This is a genomic window from Bacillus sp. BR3(2024) (genome assembly GCF_039134555.1).
Taxonomy (GTDB): Bacteria; Bacillota; Bacilli; order Bacillales; family Bacillaceae_G; genus Bacillus_A; species Bacillus_A cereus.
This window is the reverse complement of record NZ_CP152433.1, coordinates 966,267-986,435: the sequence shown is the minus strand read 5'-3', so window position 1 is coordinate 986,435 and position 20,169 is coordinate 966,267. Positions and strand designations below refer to the sequence as shown.

Here is a 20,169-nt window from a genome sequence, read left to right as displayed (position 1 = left end):
AGTATAGCACACTACAACTCATTTTCTTTACGCATATGTGTTAATTTTATAATCTGTTTTTCTGTAAAATACGCAAGTAAATGCGCATGACATGTAAAGAATATGACTTGTCTATCCTTTGCAATTTCCTTTATAAGTTCAATCGTACGATTCGTCCTTACCGCATCAAAATGCACGAAACTATCATCAATAATAAATGGATAATCATGTTCGAATGTTTTCGCGAGTGCAAATCTCAGCGATAAATATAACTGCTCCGCTGTCGCTTGGCTTAGTTCATGACTGTAAAAACGCATACCATCGTTACGTTCAACGATAAACGGTTCTGCCTCTGACGGTGAAAAGATTTTACTATAGCGTCCGCCTGTTAAATAGACGAAATACTCTTCTGATTTTTGTAAAATACGAGGAAGATGAACTTCATGATAATAGTGCTTCGTTTTCGTTAACACTGTCTTTGCGGCCGCATAAGCAGCCCACTTCTTCACTTGTTCACGCACTTGCGCTTTTTTCATTTCCCATTCATGCATTAAATCGCCGTACGTACTACCTTCTTCTAAATTCGCAATTTCCATACGATGTTTCGCAATACGCTCTGTCAGTTCTTTCTCTTTCGTAAGACAGTTTTGAACAGTTGTAATTTCTTGCTTTAATTTTCCTTCATACCCGTCAGCTTCATAATGTTCAGCTAATGATAAACTCGTTAAACGCTGTTCCAACAGATCAATTTGCGGTAATAAACGCCCCACTTGTTTCTCTGCATCCTCACGTTTTTCCGCCAGTTTACCTGCTTCTAAAAACATCTCTTCATCTGTAGACTCTGCAATATGCCATAAACCATCTCGTTCTATTAGTAATTGCTTTAATTGTTCTTGCATAAACTCATATTCTTCTTGCCATTCCGCCAGTTTTTCTTTTAACTGCTTACAAGTTTGGCGCTTCTCTTTCTCATTTTGCATACGGCTTTGTGCCTCGTGTAGCTTACTATACTCCGCACTACCGATAACAGTTTCTAGTTTATGTTCAAATTGCGAAATCATTTCATATAATGAAGATTTTCGCGTACCTTGCTTCTCTAACTCCCGATATAATTGCTGCATTTTTTCAATACGCTCAAACGCCGGCAATATGTGTGCATACGTATAAAATTCAGGAAACATATAGCGCGTTTTATATGCATCGACTTGTTCTCCCGCCTGGAACGTTTCTCTCTCCCATTCCTCATACGATGAAACAACTTTATCATACGCTCGTTCCAATTGCTGTAACTTATAAGACTCGCGCTCAAATAACTTCCGAATCTCTTCATCTTTTTCTAACTCATAGCGTACAGACATCGCTTCTTCACTTTGTCTCCCGCCGGCACTTTGCTGAAGAGTAAGAAGCTCTTCTTGTAATCCGCTTGATGGATCTTTATATAAAACAAGGGCGAGAACAATCCCTACAAATACGATGACACTAATAAATAAAAGCGGGCGATTGTCTATAAATAAGCTCGTGAATAAAATGCCTGTATTAATAAGGAGTAACAGAAGACAAACTCTTTGCCACTGCTTTTTCTTTTGCATAGCCGCTCCTGCTTTTTCCTCGTACTTGCGCTTCATTCTCTCTGCGCCCATACCGATAAACGCCGCATCTTGGAACGACTTCTCTTTCTCAGCTAACGCATTTCGCTCTTCATCCGCTAACATTTGTTGCTTAATCTGTCTTATATTCTCTTCTTGTTCTTCTAATTGCTCCTGCGCTACTTTAAAACGATCATCAAGCTGTGCTTTTTGCGTTTCTAATTCACGCGCCTTTTGCACTGTTTGCGTAATTAACTCTTTCGTTGCCAAACTCATATCAAACGACAGAACTGTTTCCTTTTCAAAAGTAGCACCAATTTGTTGCTCTAGTTCTGCCAGTTCTTCTTTTATATTCGTAATACTTCCTGTCAAATCACGCATTTCTTGGCGTGCATTTTCGTAAGACATATGCTGCATACGAAGTTCTTCTACATAACTTTCTTTTTGTAAAAACTCTTCATCTATTTGAATCGAGGCAATTTCCGATTGCACTGTCTCAATTTTCTTGTGGAGCGAATCAACTTGTAATTGAAGCGGCTCCATCTTCGCCTTAATTGCTTCATAACGCGCCATTCCGTTTACAGGAAACTGCCCGCTCTCGTTCTCTAACACTTTCTCGTGCGCACGCTTTTCAATAACGAGAGGCTCAAGCGCTGCTAATATTTCATAATCTTGCTTCCGCTTTTCTGCATTCTCTTTTTCCACGCGAACAGAAGCAAGTTTCTCTTCACTTTCTTTTAACTGCTCGACCTGTTTTTCATACGTGCCAATTTTCCCTTGCCACTCTTTCATCTTCTCTTCAAGTTTCTTCATCTCTTGCAGTGACACGTTAATTTCTGGTTTACGACCACTCGGCTTGAAGCGCTGGTCCATTTCTTTTTCTAGCTTTTTATCTAACTGCAATAGCGCATCACTTCCGACTGCACTTGCCGAAAATAAATAATTGCCAATATCCGCTTCGCCGAGCTGATGAATGTTTTGAAGGCCATGCATATCAAATGAAAAGACAGATTCAAATAAACTTTCATTCATCCCGCTTAATATATCGTTTAAAATTTCTTCTCCGCCCGTTTTCCCGTCTTCAAAATAAACGATCACCTCGCCAGCTGCCGTCTTTGGCAATCGCTCAATTTTCAAACGACCGTACTGCTCTGTTTGCACAGTGATCGCACCGCCATATTTCCCGCCTTCTTTCGGCTCATAACGGCGCTGTCCTCTCGTCGGAAAACCGAATAAAATACTTTTCATAAATGAGCGAATTGTCGATTTCCCCGCTTCATTTTCACCGTATAACACTGTCAGCAAGGAAAGATCCATTTCCACATTTTCTAATTTTCCGTACCCATAAATATGGAGTTTTTCAATTCTCATTTTTTATCCCTCTCTTGCTGGAATAATTGTTCTAAAATAATATTTTCTGCTTCCTTTTGAATCTCTTTCTTCTCTTCTTCTGTAAAAGATTCAATACTATTACGCGCTACAGGAGATGTCCAAATAGTGCGCAATACTCCGTCCATATTAGTGAAAGCTTCTAACTCCTTTAGCACACTACCGACGAAATGATTTTCCGCTTTCAAACGTTCGATTTCCACAAAAGAAACCGTCTCATTTTTCCACTTCATCGCATATACGAAATCTTTTCGCTCTTCTCCAGATGCTAAAATGTGAAAAATCTCTTCCACACGCTTTTCGTCGCGCAAATAAGGTGAAAGTGGGCCTTGTCCTGTAAATACGACAGTTAATAGCGTACCTTCCTCTTCTCTTCGGCATTCATTCATCGCAGTAGATATGCTTGTCATAAGTTCATCAACAGTTTCAAGTCCATCAATACAAACTTCGATTTCATCCCATACAACATCTGCCGTATGGAAAAATGAACACTGTGTTCCTTGTTTCGTAAGTTCAATAAGGTACGCACCCTTCTCGCCTGTTTCCTTACGATGACGACCTTGTATGTTCCCTGGATAAATAATGTATGGTTCTTCTGATAAAATTTCACGTTTATGTATATGGCCAAGGGCCCAATAGTCAAACTGTTTTTCTTTCAACTCACGAATTTGAAACGGTGCATAGCGATTATGCTCTGCATCTCCTTCCACACTACCGTGAAGCATACCAATATGAAAAGGCGCATCACTCATTTTCGTATACTGCGCTGTCATATTATCCGTTACCGCTTGCTGCAAATAACTAAACCCGTAAATAGAAGCTAACAATTCACCATTTTTATAAAATGATTTCTCTTCTACATAAGGCTCCGTAAATACATGAACATTTTCTGGAAACTCAATTGCTGCCCAGCTTCCCCCTAAATGATCGTGGTTACCGTGAATAATAAAAACAGGGACATCGTACTGCGACAGTCTCTTCATTTGCTCACGCACAAACACTTGCGCCCTCAAACTTCTCGTCTCCGCATCATACAAATCCCCAGCTAGTAATACGAAATCAACGCGCTCTTGAATCGCTTTATCAACAATACGCTCAAATGATTCAAACGTACTTTGCTTCATTCTCTCCCACACAGGCTGCGTAACATTCATCTCCATCCCTTTAAACGGACTATCCAAATGCAAATCAGCCGCATGTATAAACTTTACTTGTTTCACAAATAACGATCCTTTCTATCTTTCAAAAGTTTCATCTTATCAAAATTAAAATCGCTGAAAACTAATAATCATCGAGAATAAAAATATTCTCGATGATTAAAGTTTCATTCTATTTTACCACGCAATGTCATATATTTCTTTGCATATTGTAGCGTTTTATGTCAAAATAATTATAAGATTCTGATTTTAAATATTGGAGGGAATTTTCATGGGAGTATACGTTCTAACAGTCTTTGAAAAAGATGGTTCAAAAGCATTAGACGAATCATTCGAGGCGGCAACTGAAAAAGAAGCGAAAGCAAAAGGTGAATCTATCTTACAAGAAAAAGGATTGTATGAAAAAACACATCGCTGTACATCTACTGCAGGTAAGCTCGTTTTATTCCAGCGCTAAAAAAAGAAGCGTCATCCGCTTCTTTTTCACTCTACTATATCTTCGTCACACCACGTAAACACCACATCTAGAATGCGATTACCGATACGTACGCGCTTATTCCATTTTCCTGTTTGGATCTGATGTTGCAATTCTGCTTTCATCTTTTCCGTCCAGTCGTGAATCGTTTCACTACCGTCGTACGGATATACGCTCGGAAACTCTTTCTGCATTAGATGCAAGCTCTCTGCATCAAAATGAAAATGGAAGAAGTAGTTTGCTGTAAGCGATGGTTCTTGCAATCGTAAAAAATGATCATCAATTTGCTTTCTATTTCGATAGAAAGTAAAGATATTCACTTTACCGCTAGTAATTTGGTCAATTTGAATTTCGTGCTTCTCTATAATCACGTCTTGTCCACCTCGTTGTATACTATCTTTAGTATATATGTCTTTTGCAACAAAGTTAACCATTTTCGCGCGAAATTCATTTCCTTCATTATATTACCTGTACCTCCATATGCAATCAGAATAAATAAAACAAAGTTGAAGGGGAGCGATTACATGTATTTCGGAAGCAAAGGTTGGTATGTAAAAGAACTTAAAAAATTAGGTATCCGTACTTATGAAGGTAAAAAACTAGAATCGTATCGTACGCATGTGTTGTCTAGTTTACTTGAGAGAATGAAGAAGGCTTCGGCTTAATAGAATAGCAAGAAGTAAACCTGAATATTGATAAATGATAAAAAGCACCTCCTTAATTTGCATACTAAGTATGCAAATTAAATGGAGGTGTTTTTATCAATCTCGCTTTTTCAGGGGCTCTTTAGTTTTCATAAAATATTTTTTGTTTCCGCTGAAACGGATAAGTTTTAATCTCAGCTGTATCTAAATTTTCATTGAATAAATGAATAGCTATAATTTGTCTACAATCGTAAGTATGGTAATAATATGTTCCAGACTCCATACACATTGCACTCGTATAGATGGTATTATCTAATGTTCCGTCTTCTGTTATTACTGCCCCTTTAGGGACCTCACAATTTGATAAGATATGAAAAATAGCAGATATCCCCTCTTCTTCGTTCTCTATACCTTGAATGTTTTGTTTTCCATATGCTGCCCGCACAAATCTTGATGGCGGGGTAAAATCTCCAGGAAGTCCCATCGTTCCTGAACCTTGGCCAAAAGCACTTAATGGTACATCTCCCCACTCCGTTGGCGCAAATGGCTGCGATTTAAGTCCAATATATTGTCTTAAATTTTGTAAATGCCAATTAAACTCCGGACTATTAGTCATCACTCCTAATGGATTGTCATACATTTTTAGTCCATCAGTTGTCGGCTCAAGTACAATACAATCTCCCCATTTATCTGCTAAAATCCAATGTAGCGGTGGGGTAATTCCTAAAACTGGTGATGGTATATCTATAAGGGAAATGTTATCAACAGATTTTTTTAACTCTTCAACAGAATTAAATTGCGTGAGGCTCCAAGCTACAAAATCAAATGGCGCTAAATTCGTTTTATGGTTATCTATACTGTTACTATAAGTAGCGAATCCCGGGAAATAGAGAGTGGCACACGTCATACCAGCTTCATTTACTCCGTCCGCCATAATGACCCTTCCTTCATGATTAATTCCCATTCCGACAACAGCCTTTTTCGCTCGGATAGTTTCACCAGTTATATTGTTCCACTGATAACGCCGAGGAATGATTATTACTTCCTGATTCATATCTAATGTGAAATCCATTGTTCTCGCAAAAAGATGTTGGAAATTTTTAGTTTGTAACGTCAAACTAGTACACATGAAGAAATCCCCCCATTTTATAGTTATATACACATTTTATAAGATTCTGATAAATACGTAAATTAAAAACCCTATTTATCACTAACAAAGTAACCACCCAAACTAAAAATGCTATAATAAATCCAATCAAACTAAGGGGGCAAATTACTTTGCTTGGAACATGCATTCAATTTCATAAGTTTGGCAATCCAAAAGACGTATTACAAATTGAATATAAAAATATAGAACCACTGAAAGATAATGAAGTTTTCGTCCGTATGCTAGTTAGACCGATTAATCCATCTGACTTAATTCCCATCACAGGAGCGTACGCTCATAGAATTCCTTTACCTAACATACCTGGCTATGAAGGTGTTGGTATTGTAGAAAATGTTGGCGCTTTTGTTTCTCGAGAGCTTATCGGTAAACGAGTGTTACCTTTACGCGGGGAAGGTACTTGGCAAGAATATGTGAAGACATCGGCTGATTTTGTAGTCCCTATTCCTGATTCCATTGATGATTTCACAGCTGCACAAATGTATATTAATCCCCTTACGGCGTGGGTTACTTGTACAGAAACGTTAAACTTACAGAGTAATGACGTTTTATTAGTGAATGCTTGTGGGTCCGCTATTGGGCATCTTTTTGCGCAGTTATCCCAAATTTTAAATTTCCGATTAATTGCCGTTACAAGAAATAATAAGCATACAGAAGAATTACTGCACCTTGGTGCTGCATATGTAATTGATACTTCCACTGCCCCGCTTTATGAAACTGTTATGACATTAACAAACGGGCTCGGTGCGGATGCTGCGATTGATTCTATCGGAGGACCGGATGGAAATGAATTAGCTTTTTCCTTACGTCCAAACGGGCATTTTTTAACGATCGGTCTTCTATCAGGAATACAAGTGAACTGGGCCGAGATTGTCACAAAAGCAAAAGTGCACGCAAACATATTTCATTTACGACATTGGAATAAAGAGGTATCACCATATAAATGGCAAGAAACGTTTCGTCACTTAATTCGCTTAGTAGAAAATGAGCAATTACGTTTTATGAAAGTCCATTCTACATATGACTTAGCGGATGTGAAAGCGGCAGTTGATGTTGTGCAGTCCGCTGAGAAAACGAAAGGGTAACTAACTGTTACGATTTATTTAACCAATTATAACGAAAGTTAATTAAATATATCAGTAAGCCCTGCTAGTCAAGTGATTGGCTAGTAGTGAGGGTTAACTGCGGGCAATCCCTAAAGCTGATTGAACTACAACGTGGCTAGAAATAGTGAGCGTGAATGTCGCGAAAGCAGAAAAAATCAATCAGATGGTGCAAGGTTAAATCCTAAACACTAGAACAATGGGTCTTCCGCCTCGAATCATCTAAGTCAAAAGTGATAAGATGAACGTTCAACGACTATCTCGTATAACTGACGAGAGTACATCACAAGCCTATGGTGGTGGAAAAATCCTCTATCTTTAATTAGATAAACATATAGTCTGCGCTCATGTGAAAACATGAGAAGTTCATAAGAGAACTGGCTAAGGAATTGCGCCCTTAGTTGAACGAGATAAATTTAATTAAATCTATCAAACCTCATTGAATATATCGAACGTATGTGCTATGGTGGATTCAATGAGGTAAGAATAATAATGAAATTTTTACGAGTTAGTCAAGTATCAGAATTAACAGGTTTGCATCCGAGTAGTCTCAGGAGAATGCTGGTGGAACACGCTACGATTCAGAAGAACAAATCTTTCATTAAAGGAGTTACATTCTGATGATATTGGCGAAGAAAGTTAGACTGATTCCAACGCCTGAACAAGAACAAGTGCTTAAAAAACATGCCGGTGCTGCAAGATTCGCTTATAACTATTGTAAAAGAATGAGTGATAGATACTATAAGCTAGTTGGAAAATCTGTTTCACAGTTAGCTTTACAGAAACGATTTACAAAGATCAAGAAGCGAAAGAGATATGAGTGGTTAAAAGACATTAATGCACAAGTTCCTAAACAGGCTTCAAAAGATTTTGATACGGCGAGAAAAAATACGTTCAAAAAGTACAAAAATGGTTCTCACACTTCTTATAAATCAAAAAAAGATTTGATCCAAGGATTTTATGCCAATTATGAAAGACTGAGTATAGGAAAAAAAGTCGTTCATATTCAGTCTATTAGAGAAGTGAAAACAAGCCAACAACTACCAAGAAATAAAAAACCATCCAATCCAAGAGTTACCTTTGATGGTCGTCACTGGTGGATTAGTGTGGGGTTCCAAGAAGACTTTGAATCACAAGAACTAACCAATGAGTCAATCGGTGTGGATGTTGGTTTAAAAGAGCTGTTTGTAGCTTCTAATGGTACGAAAGAACGAAATATAAACAAAGACGCCAAGGTTAAAAAACTTTTGAAAAGGAAAAAGTCAGCGCAAAGAGATATGTCTAGGAGATTTAAAAAAGGTGTGAAAATTCAATCTGCTGGATATGAAAAAGCGAAAGCTGAGCACCTGCGGTTATCTAGGAAAATTATGAATATCCGAAATAACCATATCCATCAAGCAACAGCTAAATTGGTGAAAACCAAACCAATGAGGATTGTTGTGGAAGACTTATCTATTTCAAACCTGTTAAAAAACAAAAAACTATCGAAAGCATTTTCATTTCAAAAATTACACTTCTTCTTTCAATGTTTGTCATACAAGTGCGAGAAGTACGGCATTGCGTATGTAAAAGCTGATAAATGGTTCGCTTCAAGCAAGATTTGCTCATGTTGCGGAGTAAAATACGACCATTCAGTTCAACCAGAAGGACAGTGGAGCTTAAAAATACGTGAGTGGTGTTGTGCTTCATGCAATAGCTATCACGATAGGGATGTAAATGCGTCGATAAATTTATCAAGATGGGTAAAATAAATGCTTGATAATAGGAGGTAACGATACTGCCTCGTGTGGAGTGTTATACCCCTCGTCCCTTCGGGGTTGCGAGAACACGATGAAGCACTAACTTGTGTAAATTTGATTGAATTGTATAGATTTAGTTAAGTTTATCGTATCGGAAAGTGTTTTTGACGAGTTATTAAATGCAAAAGAAGAAGTCTTTTGCATTTACCTTTTAAATAGACTAGATAGTACGTTTAGCAGTCTATAATTGTAATTTTTTGGTACAATTATATTGAAAGGTGAAAGGAGCTTCTAACATGTGGTTCATTTCGGCAATTTGGCCTATTATACTAGTCGGCGGAATTGTAGTATTTGTAATAAAAAGATTGGAACATAAATATAAGCACGGCAAATTGGGTAAGAAAAAATCAAATGAGGCTCAAATTTTATTAGACATTTTCATACCTATAGGAATGCTTGTCGGCTGTATAATTGGTTTGATTTTCGGCATGTTTTCCCCAGATTTCTCACTACTTTCAATTAGTTTAGGATCCGGAATAGGCTATTTATTTGGTTTTTTCGCCTATGAAATTTATAGCAAGACAGGAAACAATTTTTCCTAATCCAAAAGGAATAAGCGGGACAGTACATAGTAATCATATAAAATATGTAACTGTCCTTTATTTTTGCATCAATGTTATCACCTTACCTTTCGCCTACTATACACCTCTTTGATTGATTTTTCTCTCCTCCCCTTTTTGCATATCCGCTTTTTTATTTTCATTGGATCTATATCCAAAGTAAAGTAGCGCACATGTAATAACAGAACCTACAATGTATCCTAAAAAACATCCTAACCAAAACATAAAAATTGCCCCCAATCCATTATAAATTTTATGTAGTAGACATCTGTAAACCGTTCTCAGTACCTCCGTTTTTTATTACAGATTGGAAAATCCCCTTAACCATTCCATCCATGAACATTCTGTCTTCTCTATTTTGATTATTATCTATAAAGTTATTTATACCACTAATTCTTCCATTATCTCAAATAACAACTTTATTATTTATTATAAAGTTTGCACTCACGCTACATATATGTAGCATCACTGTCTCTTTTTCATTTTACCCTTGCAACTGGAGTTTACTTCTACAACTTAAAAACAAAAAAACCCCTCAAAGCATAAACTTCAAGGGGTAAGCCTGTTTTTTATTTACTTATATACGTACAGCTGTACCACTTACAGCAACCATTAACATTCCATCACGAACAACTTCGTAATCTACGTCAACACCAACGATAGCGTTCGCACCTTTTTGTTTTGCAAGTTCTTTCATTTCGTCCATCGCAATATCACGAGCTTCTTTTAGCTTACTTTCATAAGAACCAGCACGACCACCGACAACATCACGAACAGAAGCGAATAAATCGCGGACAATATTTGCACCCATAATAGCTTCACCATTTACAATATCGATATACTCAATAATTTCTTTACCTTGAATTCCAGACGTTGTTGTTACAATCATGACTGACACTCTCCTATAAATTATAATTTTTGATTAGCTTTCTTATGTCTTTATTATGACATGGAAAAAGTAACTAATCTATTGAATTACCTTACAGGAGTGTGACAATTTTGTAATAATAAAACGCGCTTTATGTTTCATTTTAATAAAGCGCTTTAATATTGGGATACATAAACGAGTCTCTATTTTCTTTCCAATCCTTTTCTACTTCTTTAAAAGTTGGTCGCCCTAATTCTTTATTATTTTCATGTTTACTAAACCATTTTTTCACATACCGATCTCCATTTTTACTTTGAACTGTGCAAAGGAAACTATTACTACTATCCTTTAATATTTTTACAATCACGAATAGACACCTCTTCCCTTCTCAATATCATAATAGGACTTGATCTTTTACTATAAGCCCTTCCTCTCTTATAGTCATACGACTCCTCGGCCGCGCCAAAGTTGTAAGATCAAAAACGATATTCACTTTGTTTACATTTTATTTAAAGAAATCAGAGTTATAGGCATTATGCTTATCAAATATTTTATAGATTTCTAACTTATCATCTAATTTTGCATCTACTAAAATTAATATATTTCCATCGTAAATATATTCTTCATACTTTTTAGCATGGTCTTCAGGGATTCCTAAGCCGATAAATGCTCCTATTAAACTTCCAGCTCCTCCGCCAATACCAGCTCCTCCAATAGCTGCTGCGATTGGTCCTGCTGCTACAATTGGACCCATTCCAGAAACGGCAAGTATACCAAGACCTGTTAATAAACCACCGAGCCCGCCTGCTACTCCTCCAGCTACAAGCCCTGTCGCTGAAAAGATATCTGCTTTATGTGCAGTTTCGCTATTCACTTTTTCACCCGATTTTTCTTCTAGATGTTCAATTTCCTTTTGATCTTTCGCAATAGCTGAAATGTTATCTGCTGAATATCCTTTATCATTTAATTCATTAATAACGAGTGCCGCATCATCAATTGTTCTAAAAACACCTACTATTTTTCTATCTACATTCATAACTATTAACCTCCTAAAGTTTTATATAATGTATTTTTATTTTTCTTCATTTCTGTATACACTAATTTTCTTATTAACATAACCATTTATGAAAAAAGCGAATAGTAAAAGCACTACAAGTGAACTACTTAACAAGTAAATTAAATCAAATGTAATATTAATCATCATTTCATTCATGTATACCAGGCTCCTTTTTATTTAAAGTAAAAGTATATTTTGATAGACTAATCTACTAAACATAGACATCCTACAATTCATCTTCAGTCAATCTCTTTGTAGTATATGTATACCCTTCCTAACCTTTTCTAAACGTAAAAAACTATAATTATATTTTTTCTTATTTATATGTTTAACATTTTTTAAAACGGGTATGTTTATATTGTTATGCTTACTATATGGAAAGGAATATTACGATGAACGCCATTCACTCTACTACTATTTCTTATAATGAAACACCTACAATAACTCAAATTCATCATTTTTATGCTTTAATGACAACATTTCAAACGAATGTATTTATAAGTAAACACGGAACACTTACTTCTATTAAAAACTTAAGCACTCTAGTATCCTTTTTCCTTACTGTAAAAAAGAGAGATCTTGTATTATTTATTTTTGAAGGAATAGATGCAAAAAGAGCTTTAAGAACACTCTTCCCTTCTTAAAAGTTTTGTTATCCCCTATTCCCTCGATTGTTACTTTTCATATATAGTTTTATATTTCAAAATGATTTCCTCTATTAAAAAAGAACCCCCTAATACAATAGGGGGATTTCTAGTTTAGCCTTATGAAAACTGATATAATATATATTACGTTTTTCATTCTTTAAAATAGAAAAGTTTTAATAACCTTGAAGGTAGGAATTTTTAATGAACTCGAAAGCAAAATTTAGTATTCGCTACAAAATTATGGCTGGTTATTTAGTTATCATTTTGTTCTTACTTGTTTCTTTCATTATGTTGAACAATGAGATTTCTAATTTACAAAAATCTCGTAATTTTATTATTGATCACGATTTTAAAGTTCTCAATTTAACAAATCAAGTGGAGAAAGATTTACTAACAATTGAAAATAAAGCGAAAGGGTTTATCATTTCTAATAATCCAAATTACGTACAATCTCTTAATTCTGCGGAAAAGGATTACGAAAAGCATTATCAAGATCTTTTCTCATTATTAGAGGATAACCCATCTCAGCAAGAAAAATTAAAACAGATTAACGAAAATATTATTAGTTGGATAAATAAAGAGATTCACCCGTTAATTGCAAATCATAATAGTAATAATGTACAAACAATCGACACGACTCAAATTCAGTCATTACAGTCACAGGTAACTAACTTCCGTAGCACTGAGGAGCAATTAACGAAAAAAAGAGCAGCACAATTAGATACTGAAAATAATAAATTAGAGATTTGGTTATACAGTTTATTGTTCTTACTTTCTTGTATTTCTATTATCATTTCACTCTATATTTCGAATTCCATTACAAAAACGATTAAAAATGTAATTCAAGCTATTAAATCCATTTCTTCTAAAGAAAAAATCACGGAAAGAATTCATGTAAACACACGTGATGAAATAAAAGATCTTGCTCATACAACGAATCACCTACTAGACGAAATATCGAAAAGAGAGTGGTTACAAACGGAGCTTGCAGAATTAATTTTAATGTATCAAGGTGTATCTTCTATTGAGATGTTAGGTAAAAAAATTCTTAGTGGAATTATACAAAAAACGCAAACTTCTTGCGGTGCATTTTATGTACGTGAAGAATATGAAGAAACTGTCTACTATGTGAAAAAAGCTTCTTTCGCCGATCAAGGTGCTGATATTGGGAAACAATCCATTCAAATGGGTGAAGGTTTCATTGGACAGTCTGCCTTAGAAAAGAAAAGTTTTATTCTCAGGGATATACCCGAAGAGTTTCGTTATGTCACTAGCGGAGTATTAGAAATACGTCCTAAAAATCTATTAATCATCCCTATCTTATTTGAGGATGAAGTAATCGCAGTAATGGAGTTAGTAAGTGTAACTGAGATTTCAGATTTACATCAAGATTTAATTCAACAAACCGTTGATAATCTAGGTTTAACAATCCATAGCATTATGGGACGTATGCGAATTCAAACTCTTTTACATGAATCACAAGCAATGACAGAAGAGTTACAAGTTCAATCAGAAGAATTGCAAACGCAAGCGGAAGAACTACAAATGCAAGCAGAAGAATTACGAACAACGAATGAACAATTAGAGTCTAGAACTGAAGAGGCTGAGCAGAAGACAGCTGACTTACAAATTACTAAATCAGAATTAGAAGAAAAAGCAAGCGAGTTGTTACGCAGCTCAAAATACAAATCTGAGTTCCTAGCAAATATGTCACATGAATTACGCACACCGTTAAATAGTATTTTACTATTATCTGAAATGTTAAGAGAAAATCATGATAACAATTTATCCGACGATGAGATTGAATTAGCAACTGTCATTCATTCATCAGGGAAAGACTTACTTACTTTAATTAATGACATACTCGATTTATCTAAAGTAGAAGCAGGCAAACTAGACATCATTTTTGAAGCAACGAACATAAGTGACATGGCAGCCAATATGCATCAAAACTTTTTACATATAGCTGCACAAAAAAATGTCGAATTTACTATTGAAGACAGTGATACGATTCCTGATCTGTTTTATACAGATGCAAAACGGATTGAGCAAATTATTAAAAACTTATTATCCAATGCATTTAAATTTACAGAAAAAGGATCCGTTTCTTTACATTTCGATTCGATAGAAACAAGTAATTTAAGTCATGATATGCAGTCTATAAGTAAAGATTGGATTACAATTTCAGTAAAAGATACTGGTATTGGTATCGCTAAAGAACAGCATCAACTTATTTTCGAAGCCTTTCAACAGGCAGATGGCGCAACGATTCGGAAGTATGGTGGTACAGGATTAGGTTTATCTATTTGTAAAGAGTTTGCTAGATTGTTAGGTGGTTGGATTACGTTAGAGAGTAATGTAGGAGAAGGTAGTACTTTCACTGTATATATTCCTAACCTGCCAAATGGATTACATGATATACAGTTATCCAATTTAGAAGTCGCAGCAACGATAGAAGATGTTATTCCTGCTGAAGTTGTTGAAGAAACTATCGTTACTCCCGAAACAAATAACGTCTTCCAAGAGAAAACCATTTTAATTGTCGATGATGATCATCGAAATATATTTGCGTTACAAAACGCATTAAAAAAACAAAATGCCAACATTATTACTGCCCAAAACGGCTTAGAGTGTTTAGAAATACTAAAAAGTAATACAAATATTGACCTTATTTTAATGGATATTATGATGCCTAATATGGACGGTTATGAAACGATGGAAAATATCCGAATGAACTTAGGGTTAAATGAAATACCTATTATCGCATTAACTGCTAAAGCAATGCCAAATGATAAGGAAAAATGTTTATCTGCTGGCGCTTCAGATTATATAAGTAAACCATTAAATCTACATCAACTCTATTCGGTAATGAGTGTATGGTTAATAAAATAAGTGAGGTTTAGTTGGAGTGGAAAATAAGTATTATAATTTTGATCCATCAGTAGATACGGATGAGCGCACGAACTTAGAAATTGAATTACTATTGGAAGCGGTATTTAAACTATCAGGATTTGATTTTCGCCAATATGCTCGCACATCTATTTATAGAAGAATTTGTAATAGAATGCAGCTCTCTAATATCCCTACCATTTCAAAATTAATTGAAAAAGTAATTCACGAGGAAGGGGTTTTAGAACAGTTATTAAATGATTTCTCGATTAATGTAACTGAGATGTTCCGTAACCCTGCCTTTTTTAAAGCGCTTAGAGAGCATGTTATTCCTGAATTAAAAAAGCAACCTGAAATTAGAATTTGGCATGCTGGATGCGCAACTGGTGAAGAAGTATTATCAATGTCCATCTTACTTCACGAAGAAGGATTAAGTGAAAAGTCGGTTATTTACGCAACAGATATGAATACAAATGTGTTAGAAAAAGCAAAACAAGCTATCCTCCCGTTAAATAAAATGCAAACTTATACGAAAAATTATTTACAAGCTGGCGGTACACAAGCATTTTCTAACTATTATTCAACAGATAATCGTTTTGCTTATTTTAATCCATCACTTTTACAAAACATTATTTTTGCACAGCATAATTTAGTAACCGATCAATCTTTTAACGAGTTTCATATTATACTTTGTCGTAACGTTTTAATTTACTTTACAAGTAAACTTCAAAATCAAGTGCAGCAACTATTTTATGAAAGCTTAGGTCACAATGGTTTTCTATGTTTAGGAAATAAAGAAACTCTTCGTTTTTCAAATATAATGCCGCATTATACCCAATTTAATCCTAGCGAACAAATTTATCAAAAAATACAATAAAAAGCGTATGAAATCCTCTGTTTGGATTTCATACGCTTTTTATTTCGCATTCGTTTGTATCATAATTAGACACATATCATCTGATTGCGCTTTCTTTTGTTCTTCCTTGTAAAACCCTTCTATCTCGCCTTCTAAATCTCCCCATTTTCTTTCTGTAAAAGTACGTAATTTCTCTTCAGCCTCAAATTCATCATTTGCAATTGCTTCAAGAACACCATCTGTAAACAATACGATTTGAGCGTTCTTCTCAAAAGGTATAACTGTCTTTTTAACTTTTATTTCATCAAAAAATCCTACCGCACAACTCCCGCGATTTAGTTCAACCATATTTGTTTCATCAACTAAAACGTATCCAGAAGGATGCCCTGCATTTACATATTCAATCGTTCTCTTTTCTGTATCTACTACTAAATATATCGCTGTAAAATAATATGGAATATCGTCATTCTCATTATGTAAAAGAGTCATATATTTATTTAAGTCTTTAATGACAAGTTCTGGATCGATTAAAGATTTAATCGTTTCACGTAATACAGACGAAATAAACATACAAACTAATGAAGCAGATATACCATGTCCCATCACGTCTAATAATATAATACCGTAGCGGTTTTCATCGATTTTATACCAATAATACATATCTCCAGCTAATTTAAATGAAGGTAAGTAACTTGCTTCAATTTTTATATAATCTTCTCTTAATGGGGTACTTAATAAGTTTCTTTGTACTTGCGTAGCTAAATCTAGTTCATTCCGAAGATTTTCTTCTTGTTCTTTATGCCAATTTAATTCCGATTTCAAGCGTAACGCTACACGCATACGTGCTAATAGTTCAACTTTATTTATAGGTTTCGTAATATAATCCATTGCCCCCATATCAAGAGCTTCGGCCAATTTATTGGCATCCTCTAAAGCTGTAACAAAAATAATAGGAATATCTTTAAACTGCTCCTCTTTTTGTAATCGCCTACAAACTTCAAGTCCATCAATTTCAGGCATCATAATATCTAATAAGATTAAATCAATTTCATTATACCTGGAAGAATCTTCTCCAAATTGAATATATTCGAAAAGCTCTTGTGCAGAATTCAGCGATACAAGATCCTGATATCCGGCTTGTTTTAAAATTTTTTCAATTACAAAGATGTTAACCGGATTATCATCGACAATTAAAATGGACACAAGTTATTTCCCCTTTTCTTATTTAAAATGTAAATCTATTATCATTTTCTATTTTTCTAGTATTGCATACTCAGTTACAAAATGAAAATTTCCTACTCTAACATAATTTTTATACAGCAAAAGAACAAACCCCCAGAAATGAGAGTTTGTTCTTTCATTCTATAAATTTCCACTATTAATTTAACACCATTGCTTTGTCATTTAAAAGACGATCTAATTCTTCCATATGATTTGTTTCATCTGCAATCATATCTTCTAACTTTACAACTAACTCTGTCATATTTAATTTCGCTGCCTGTTCTTTTCTCGTTTCATAACGCTTAATTGTCTCATATTCTGATTGTCTAGCCGACTCTAACATTTCTCTAACATCTTCTACTTGTTTCACTGGTAAAGGGATTGTAGTAGGTGTACCACCTAACGTCTTAATTTTCTCCGCTAAATATAGGGCATGTCCTTGTTCATCACTAATTTCAGATTCAAAGAAAGGTTTTAACACTGGTCTATATATACCAGAAACTGTAGCTGCATTATGGTTATACATAATAATTGCTGAGTATTCTCCTGCTAAATCTTCATTCAATCCTTCGATTAGTTCTTTCACATCGTGTGACATTTTTATATCTCCTCCTATATTTAATAACTACCCCTTTTCTCATGTTTTAAACATAATGATTTTAAATTTTTATGTATCTAAAAATGCTGCTTGCTTCAATTTACTTATCGCTTGTCTTTTAATACGAGAAACGTGCATTTGTGAAATACCTAACCGTTCCCCTGTATCTTTTTGATTTAAATTTTCTCCAAATATATAATGAATAACACTCTTTTCTGTGTCATTTAATACGTTGAAAATATCCTTTAAAACGAGACGCCTTTCTGTCTCTTCATATCCTTGCTCTACTTCACCTACAGATTCAATCCTCGCTACCGAACTGCCATCAGATGAATTTTCAACTACATCATCTAAGGAAGATACGCGATAATTATTTTTCGCATCCATAATTTCTAGCACTTCCTCTTCGGATAGTCCTAAATGATCTGCAATCTCTATAATCTTCGGTGAACGCTGGAAACGATCTGTTAGCTCCTCTATCGCAAGTTTAATCTTCCCGCCTAAATCTTTAATTCGCCTTGGAACGTGAATACCCCAAGTTTTATCACGTAAATATTTCTTTATTTCGCCTACTATTGTAGGTATTGCAAACGGCTCAAAAGCATTCCCTATCGAATAATCATACCTTCTTATTGCACCTAAGAGCCCTAACATTCCTACTTGTATAATATCTTCATGCATCGGCCCACCTTTTGAATAGCGATATGCAATGGAGTATACAAGATTTTTATAGTGATTAACCAATCTTTCCTGTGCTTCATCACATTGGTTTTGTTGGAAGTCTGCAATTAGTTTAATAACGTCTTCTTTAGTAAGATTTGTAGGTTGAGATTGGATTTCCATCATTCTCCACCTGCTCTCTTTGTATATATTTTGTCATTAAAACTGTCATGCCCTCATCATGCATAATTTGTATATCATCCATTAACGTATTGATTAAATATAAACCTAAACCATTTTCTGGCAAATGTTCTACTGGTTTATTAATATCATACGGACCAACTTTACTTTTTAAGCTATTAAAATCAAAGCTAACTCCATTATCCGCAGCCATAATTTCTAATCGATCTTCATATAAGCCAAAGACAATTGTAATTTCTCCAACGTCTTCTTTATATGCATGTTGTACAATGTTTGTACAAGCTTCACTAATAGCAATTTTCATATCTTCTATATCGTCATAAGCAAAGCCCATTCGATTCGCAACACCAGCCATTGTTAAACGAATAATAGCCACATATTCTGCTTTTGCAGGAATTTTCATTTCTATCTTTTCAAATCTCTCCATCATCCCTAGTCACCTTCTTTCTACTTTTTCAAAATCGGAATTCAAATTTAATATTTCTGTTAGCCCTGTAATATCAAATAATCTTTTTAGCCTTTTAGACACACCAGTAAACTCTAGCTTCCCATCATTTTTCTTAACTGCTTTTAATAAAGCTATAAAAACTCCTAAGCCTGTACTATCCATATAATCTACGTTATGAAAATCTACTACAATATGAACCTCTTTTTCGCTTGTAATAGGCATTACCTTATTTTTTAAATCTGATGCCGTATACGCATCAATCTCACCATTAAGTTGTACCGTATAACCTACATCATTTTGCAAAATATTTATTGCCAAATTCATCATTTCCGCCCCCTTATCTCGAACTTTTACTATTTAATTACCCATAAAAATTAGTTTTAAACATATTTTTTTATTTTCATTATAAATAAATTTTCTACACCTTTCTCGGCTTAACACTTAAATCGTACTAATAAATGTTTAAAACTTATAATTTTGTGTATGTATAATGTATAAACATTATTTTTAGGGGGATCTATCTATGGAAGAGCACAACTTTAAAAAGGGAGATTTCGTTCAATTTTCTTATCGACACGATCATGCTACAAAATTAGTTGGTTCCATTATTAACATACTAACGAATACAATTGTAGTTGATATAAGTAATAGCGAGGACTTATCTCATATAGAACCAAGGCAAGTCGTAAGAATAAATAATTGTAAAAAGGTAACGATGGCTTAATACATAATAGAAAGTGTAATGTTAATGAGTGGGGGGTTCTTCATCCTCCACTCATTCCTATGTAAAATACATAAAAAAGCATCCAAATTAGTTTAATTGAATGCTTTTTTATGTATTTTTATCAGTTCATTAACTTTATAACT

Annotated in this window: 23 protein-coding genes; 9 read left to right on the top strand and 14 right to left on the bottom strand. The window is 34.7% G+C overall.

Annotation, left to right across the window (positions count from 1 at the left end):
* Positions 1-11 precede the first annotated feature (11 nt).
* Both V7S45_RS05130 and V7S45_RS05125 read right to left on the bottom strand, forming a co-directional pair.
* Positions 12-2,936 (bottom strand): AAA family ATPase, encoded by a 2,925-nt coding sequence (locus V7S45_RS05130; RefSeq protein ID WP_134995099.1) that lies wholly within the window; start codon positions 2,934-2,936, stop codon positions 12-14.
* Positions 2,933-4,174, bottom strand: a complete 1,242-nt coding sequence (locus V7S45_RS05125; protein ID WP_098567544.1) for a DNA repair exonuclease — start codon at positions 4,172-4,174, stop codon at positions 2,933-2,935. The genes V7S45_RS05130 and V7S45_RS05125 overlap by 4 nt, the downstream gene beginning before the upstream one ends.
* A gap of 208 nt (positions 4,175-4,382) precedes the next feature.
* Here V7S45_RS05125 and V7S45_RS05120 point away from each other — a divergent pair, with 208 nt between their 5' ends.
* The gene (locus V7S45_RS05120) at positions 4,383-4,568 is read left to right on the top strand and encodes a YhzD family protein (protein ID WP_000539552.1); all 186 of its coding nucleotides are present in this window, start codon (positions 4,383-4,385) and stop codon (positions 4,566-4,568) included.
* 26 nt (positions 4,569-4,594) lie between these two features.
* Here the strand turns inward: V7S45_RS05120 and V7S45_RS05115 are convergent, their stop codons facing one another.
* The gene (locus tag V7S45_RS05115; protein WP_141558804.1) at positions 4,595-4,957 is read right to left on the bottom strand and encodes a hypothetical protein; all 363 of its coding nucleotides are present in this window, start codon (positions 4,955-4,957) and stop codon (positions 4,595-4,597) included.
* A gap of 153 nt (positions 4,958-5,110) precedes the next feature.
* On the opposite strand from V7S45_RS05115, the gene V7S45_RS05110 reads away from it, so the two are divergent.
* Positions 5,111-5,251, top strand: coding sequence for a YflJ family protein (locus V7S45_RS05110; RefSeq protein WP_000273536.1), 141 nt, complete (start codon positions 5,111-5,113; stop codon positions 5,249-5,251).
* A gap of 121 nt (positions 5,252-5,372) precedes the next feature.
* On the opposite strand, the gene V7S45_RS05105 is transcribed toward V7S45_RS05110, so the two are convergent.
* Entirely contained in the window at positions 5,373-6,359 is a 987-nt protein-coding gene (locus V7S45_RS05105) for a choloylglycine hydrolase family protein (protein WP_257115902.1), read from the bottom strand.
* Between the two features lie 149 nt (positions 6,360-6,508).
* Between V7S45_RS05105 and V7S45_RS05100 the strand changes: the two genes are divergently transcribed.
* The 3 genes from V7S45_RS05100 (at position 6,509) to V7S45_RS05090 (ending at position 9,839) form a co-directional block, all read left to right on the top strand.
* The gene (locus V7S45_RS05100; protein ID WP_257115901.1) at positions 6,509-7,480 is read left to right on the top strand and encodes a zinc-dependent alcohol dehydrogenase family protein; all 972 of its coding nucleotides are present in this window, start codon (positions 6,509-6,511) and stop codon (positions 7,478-7,480) included.
* A gap of 638 nt (positions 7,481-8,118) precedes the next feature.
* The gene (locus V7S45_RS05095; RefSeq protein WP_257115900.1) at positions 8,119-9,249 is read left to right on the top strand and encodes a transposase; all 1,131 of its coding nucleotides are present in this window, start codon (positions 8,119-8,121) and stop codon (positions 9,247-9,249) included.
* A 284-nt stretch (positions 9,250-9,533) separates the two neighbouring features.
* Entirely contained in the window at positions 9,534-9,839 is a 306-nt protein-coding gene (locus V7S45_RS05090; RefSeq protein ID WP_114159516.1) for a hypothetical protein, read from the top strand.
* Between the two features lie 96 nt (positions 9,840-9,935).
* On the opposite strand, the gene V7S45_RS05085 is transcribed toward V7S45_RS05090, so the two are convergent.
* From V7S45_RS05085 to V7S45_RS05065, 5 genes are all read right to left on the bottom strand, one after another.
* A complete protein-coding gene (locus tag V7S45_RS05085; protein WP_257115899.1) occupies positions 9,936-10,082 on the bottom strand; it encodes a hypothetical protein in 147 nt (48 codons plus the stop codon).
* A gap of 352 nt (positions 10,083-10,434) precedes the next feature.
* The gene (locus tag V7S45_RS05080) at positions 10,435-10,746 is read right to left on the bottom strand and encodes a heavy metal-binding domain-containing protein (RefSeq protein ID WP_000637511.1); all 312 of its coding nucleotides are present in this window, start codon (positions 10,744-10,746) and stop codon (positions 10,435-10,437) included.
* Between the two features lie 142 nt (positions 10,747-10,888).
* Entirely contained in the window at positions 10,889-11,092 is a 204-nt protein-coding gene (locus V7S45_RS05075; protein WP_098283705.1) for a DUF4028 family protein, read from the bottom strand.
* A gap of 138 nt (positions 11,093-11,230) precedes the next feature.
* Positions 11,231-11,761, bottom strand: coding sequence for a general stress protein (locus V7S45_RS05070; protein ID WP_001100090.1), 531 nt, complete (start codon positions 11,759-11,761; stop codon positions 11,231-11,233).
* 36 nt (positions 11,762-11,797) lie between these two features.
* Positions 11,798-11,938 (bottom strand): hypothetical protein, encoded by a 141-nt coding sequence (locus V7S45_RS05065; protein ID WP_001004570.1) that lies wholly within the window; start codon positions 11,936-11,938, stop codon positions 11,798-11,800.
* 236 nt (positions 11,939-12,174) lie between these two features.
* Between V7S45_RS05065 and V7S45_RS05060 the strand changes: the two genes are divergently transcribed.
* From V7S45_RS05060 to V7S45_RS05050, 3 genes are all read left to right on the top strand, one after another.
* Positions 12,175-12,426, top strand: coding sequence for a hypothetical protein (locus tag V7S45_RS05060; protein ID WP_000991357.1), 252 nt, complete (start codon positions 12,175-12,177; stop codon positions 12,424-12,426).
* 204 nt (positions 12,427-12,630) lie between these two features.
* Entirely contained in the window at positions 12,631-15,321 is a 2,691-nt protein-coding gene (locus tag V7S45_RS05055; RefSeq protein WP_257115898.1) for an ATP-binding protein, read from the top strand.
* 16 nt (positions 15,322-15,337) lie between these two features.
* A complete protein-coding gene (locus V7S45_RS05050) occupies positions 15,338-16,195 on the top strand; it encodes a protein-glutamate O-methyltransferase CheR (RefSeq protein ID WP_000429042.1) in 858 nt (285 codons plus the stop codon).
* A 39-nt stretch (positions 16,196-16,234) separates the two neighbouring features.
* On the opposite strand, the gene V7S45_RS05045 is transcribed toward V7S45_RS05050, so the two are convergent.
* The 5 genes from V7S45_RS05045 to V7S45_RS05025 all read right to left on the bottom strand — a co-directional run bounded on the left by V7S45_RS05045 (position 16,235) and on the right by V7S45_RS05025 (position 19,629).
* Positions 16,235-17,377: a fused response regulator/phosphatase gene (locus V7S45_RS05045; RefSeq protein WP_257115896.1), complete on the bottom strand. Its 1,143-nt coding sequence runs from the start codon at positions 17,375-17,377 to the stop codon at positions 16,235-16,237.
* A 175-nt stretch (positions 17,378-17,552) separates the two neighbouring features.
* Positions 17,553-17,993 (bottom strand): ferritin-like domain-containing protein, encoded by a 441-nt coding sequence (locus V7S45_RS05040; RefSeq protein ID WP_257115895.1) that lies wholly within the window; start codon positions 17,991-17,993, stop codon positions 17,553-17,555.
* A 69-nt stretch (positions 17,994-18,062) separates the two neighbouring features.
* Complete coding sequence (gene sigB / locus V7S45_RS05035; RefSeq protein ID WP_002093898.1) at positions 18,063-18,839, bottom strand: RNA polymerase sigma factor SigB; 777 nt, start codon at positions 18,837-18,839, stop codon at positions 18,063-18,065.
* Positions 18,802-19,284 carry an anti-sigma B factor RsbW gene (rsbW, locus tag V7S45_RS05030; RefSeq protein WP_000970580.1) on the bottom strand — a complete coding sequence of 161 codons (483 nt, stop codon included), beginning with the start codon at positions 19,282-19,284 and terminating at the stop codon, positions 18,802-18,804. The genes sigB and rsbW overlap by 38 nt, the downstream gene beginning before the upstream one ends.
* Before the next feature lie 6 nt (positions 19,285-19,290).
* On the bottom strand, positions 19,291-19,629 hold the full coding sequence (locus V7S45_RS05025; RefSeq protein ID WP_002060869.1) for an STAS domain-containing protein: 339 nt from the start codon (positions 19,627-19,629) through the stop codon (positions 19,291-19,293).
* Between the two features lie 196 nt (positions 19,630-19,825).
* On the opposite strand from V7S45_RS05025, the gene V7S45_RS05020 reads away from it, so the two are divergent.
* Positions 19,826-20,026 (top strand): hypothetical protein, encoded by a 201-nt coding sequence (locus tag V7S45_RS05020; protein ID WP_000391011.1) that lies wholly within the window; start codon positions 19,826-19,828, stop codon positions 20,024-20,026.
* Positions 20,027-20,169 lie beyond the last annotated feature (143 nt).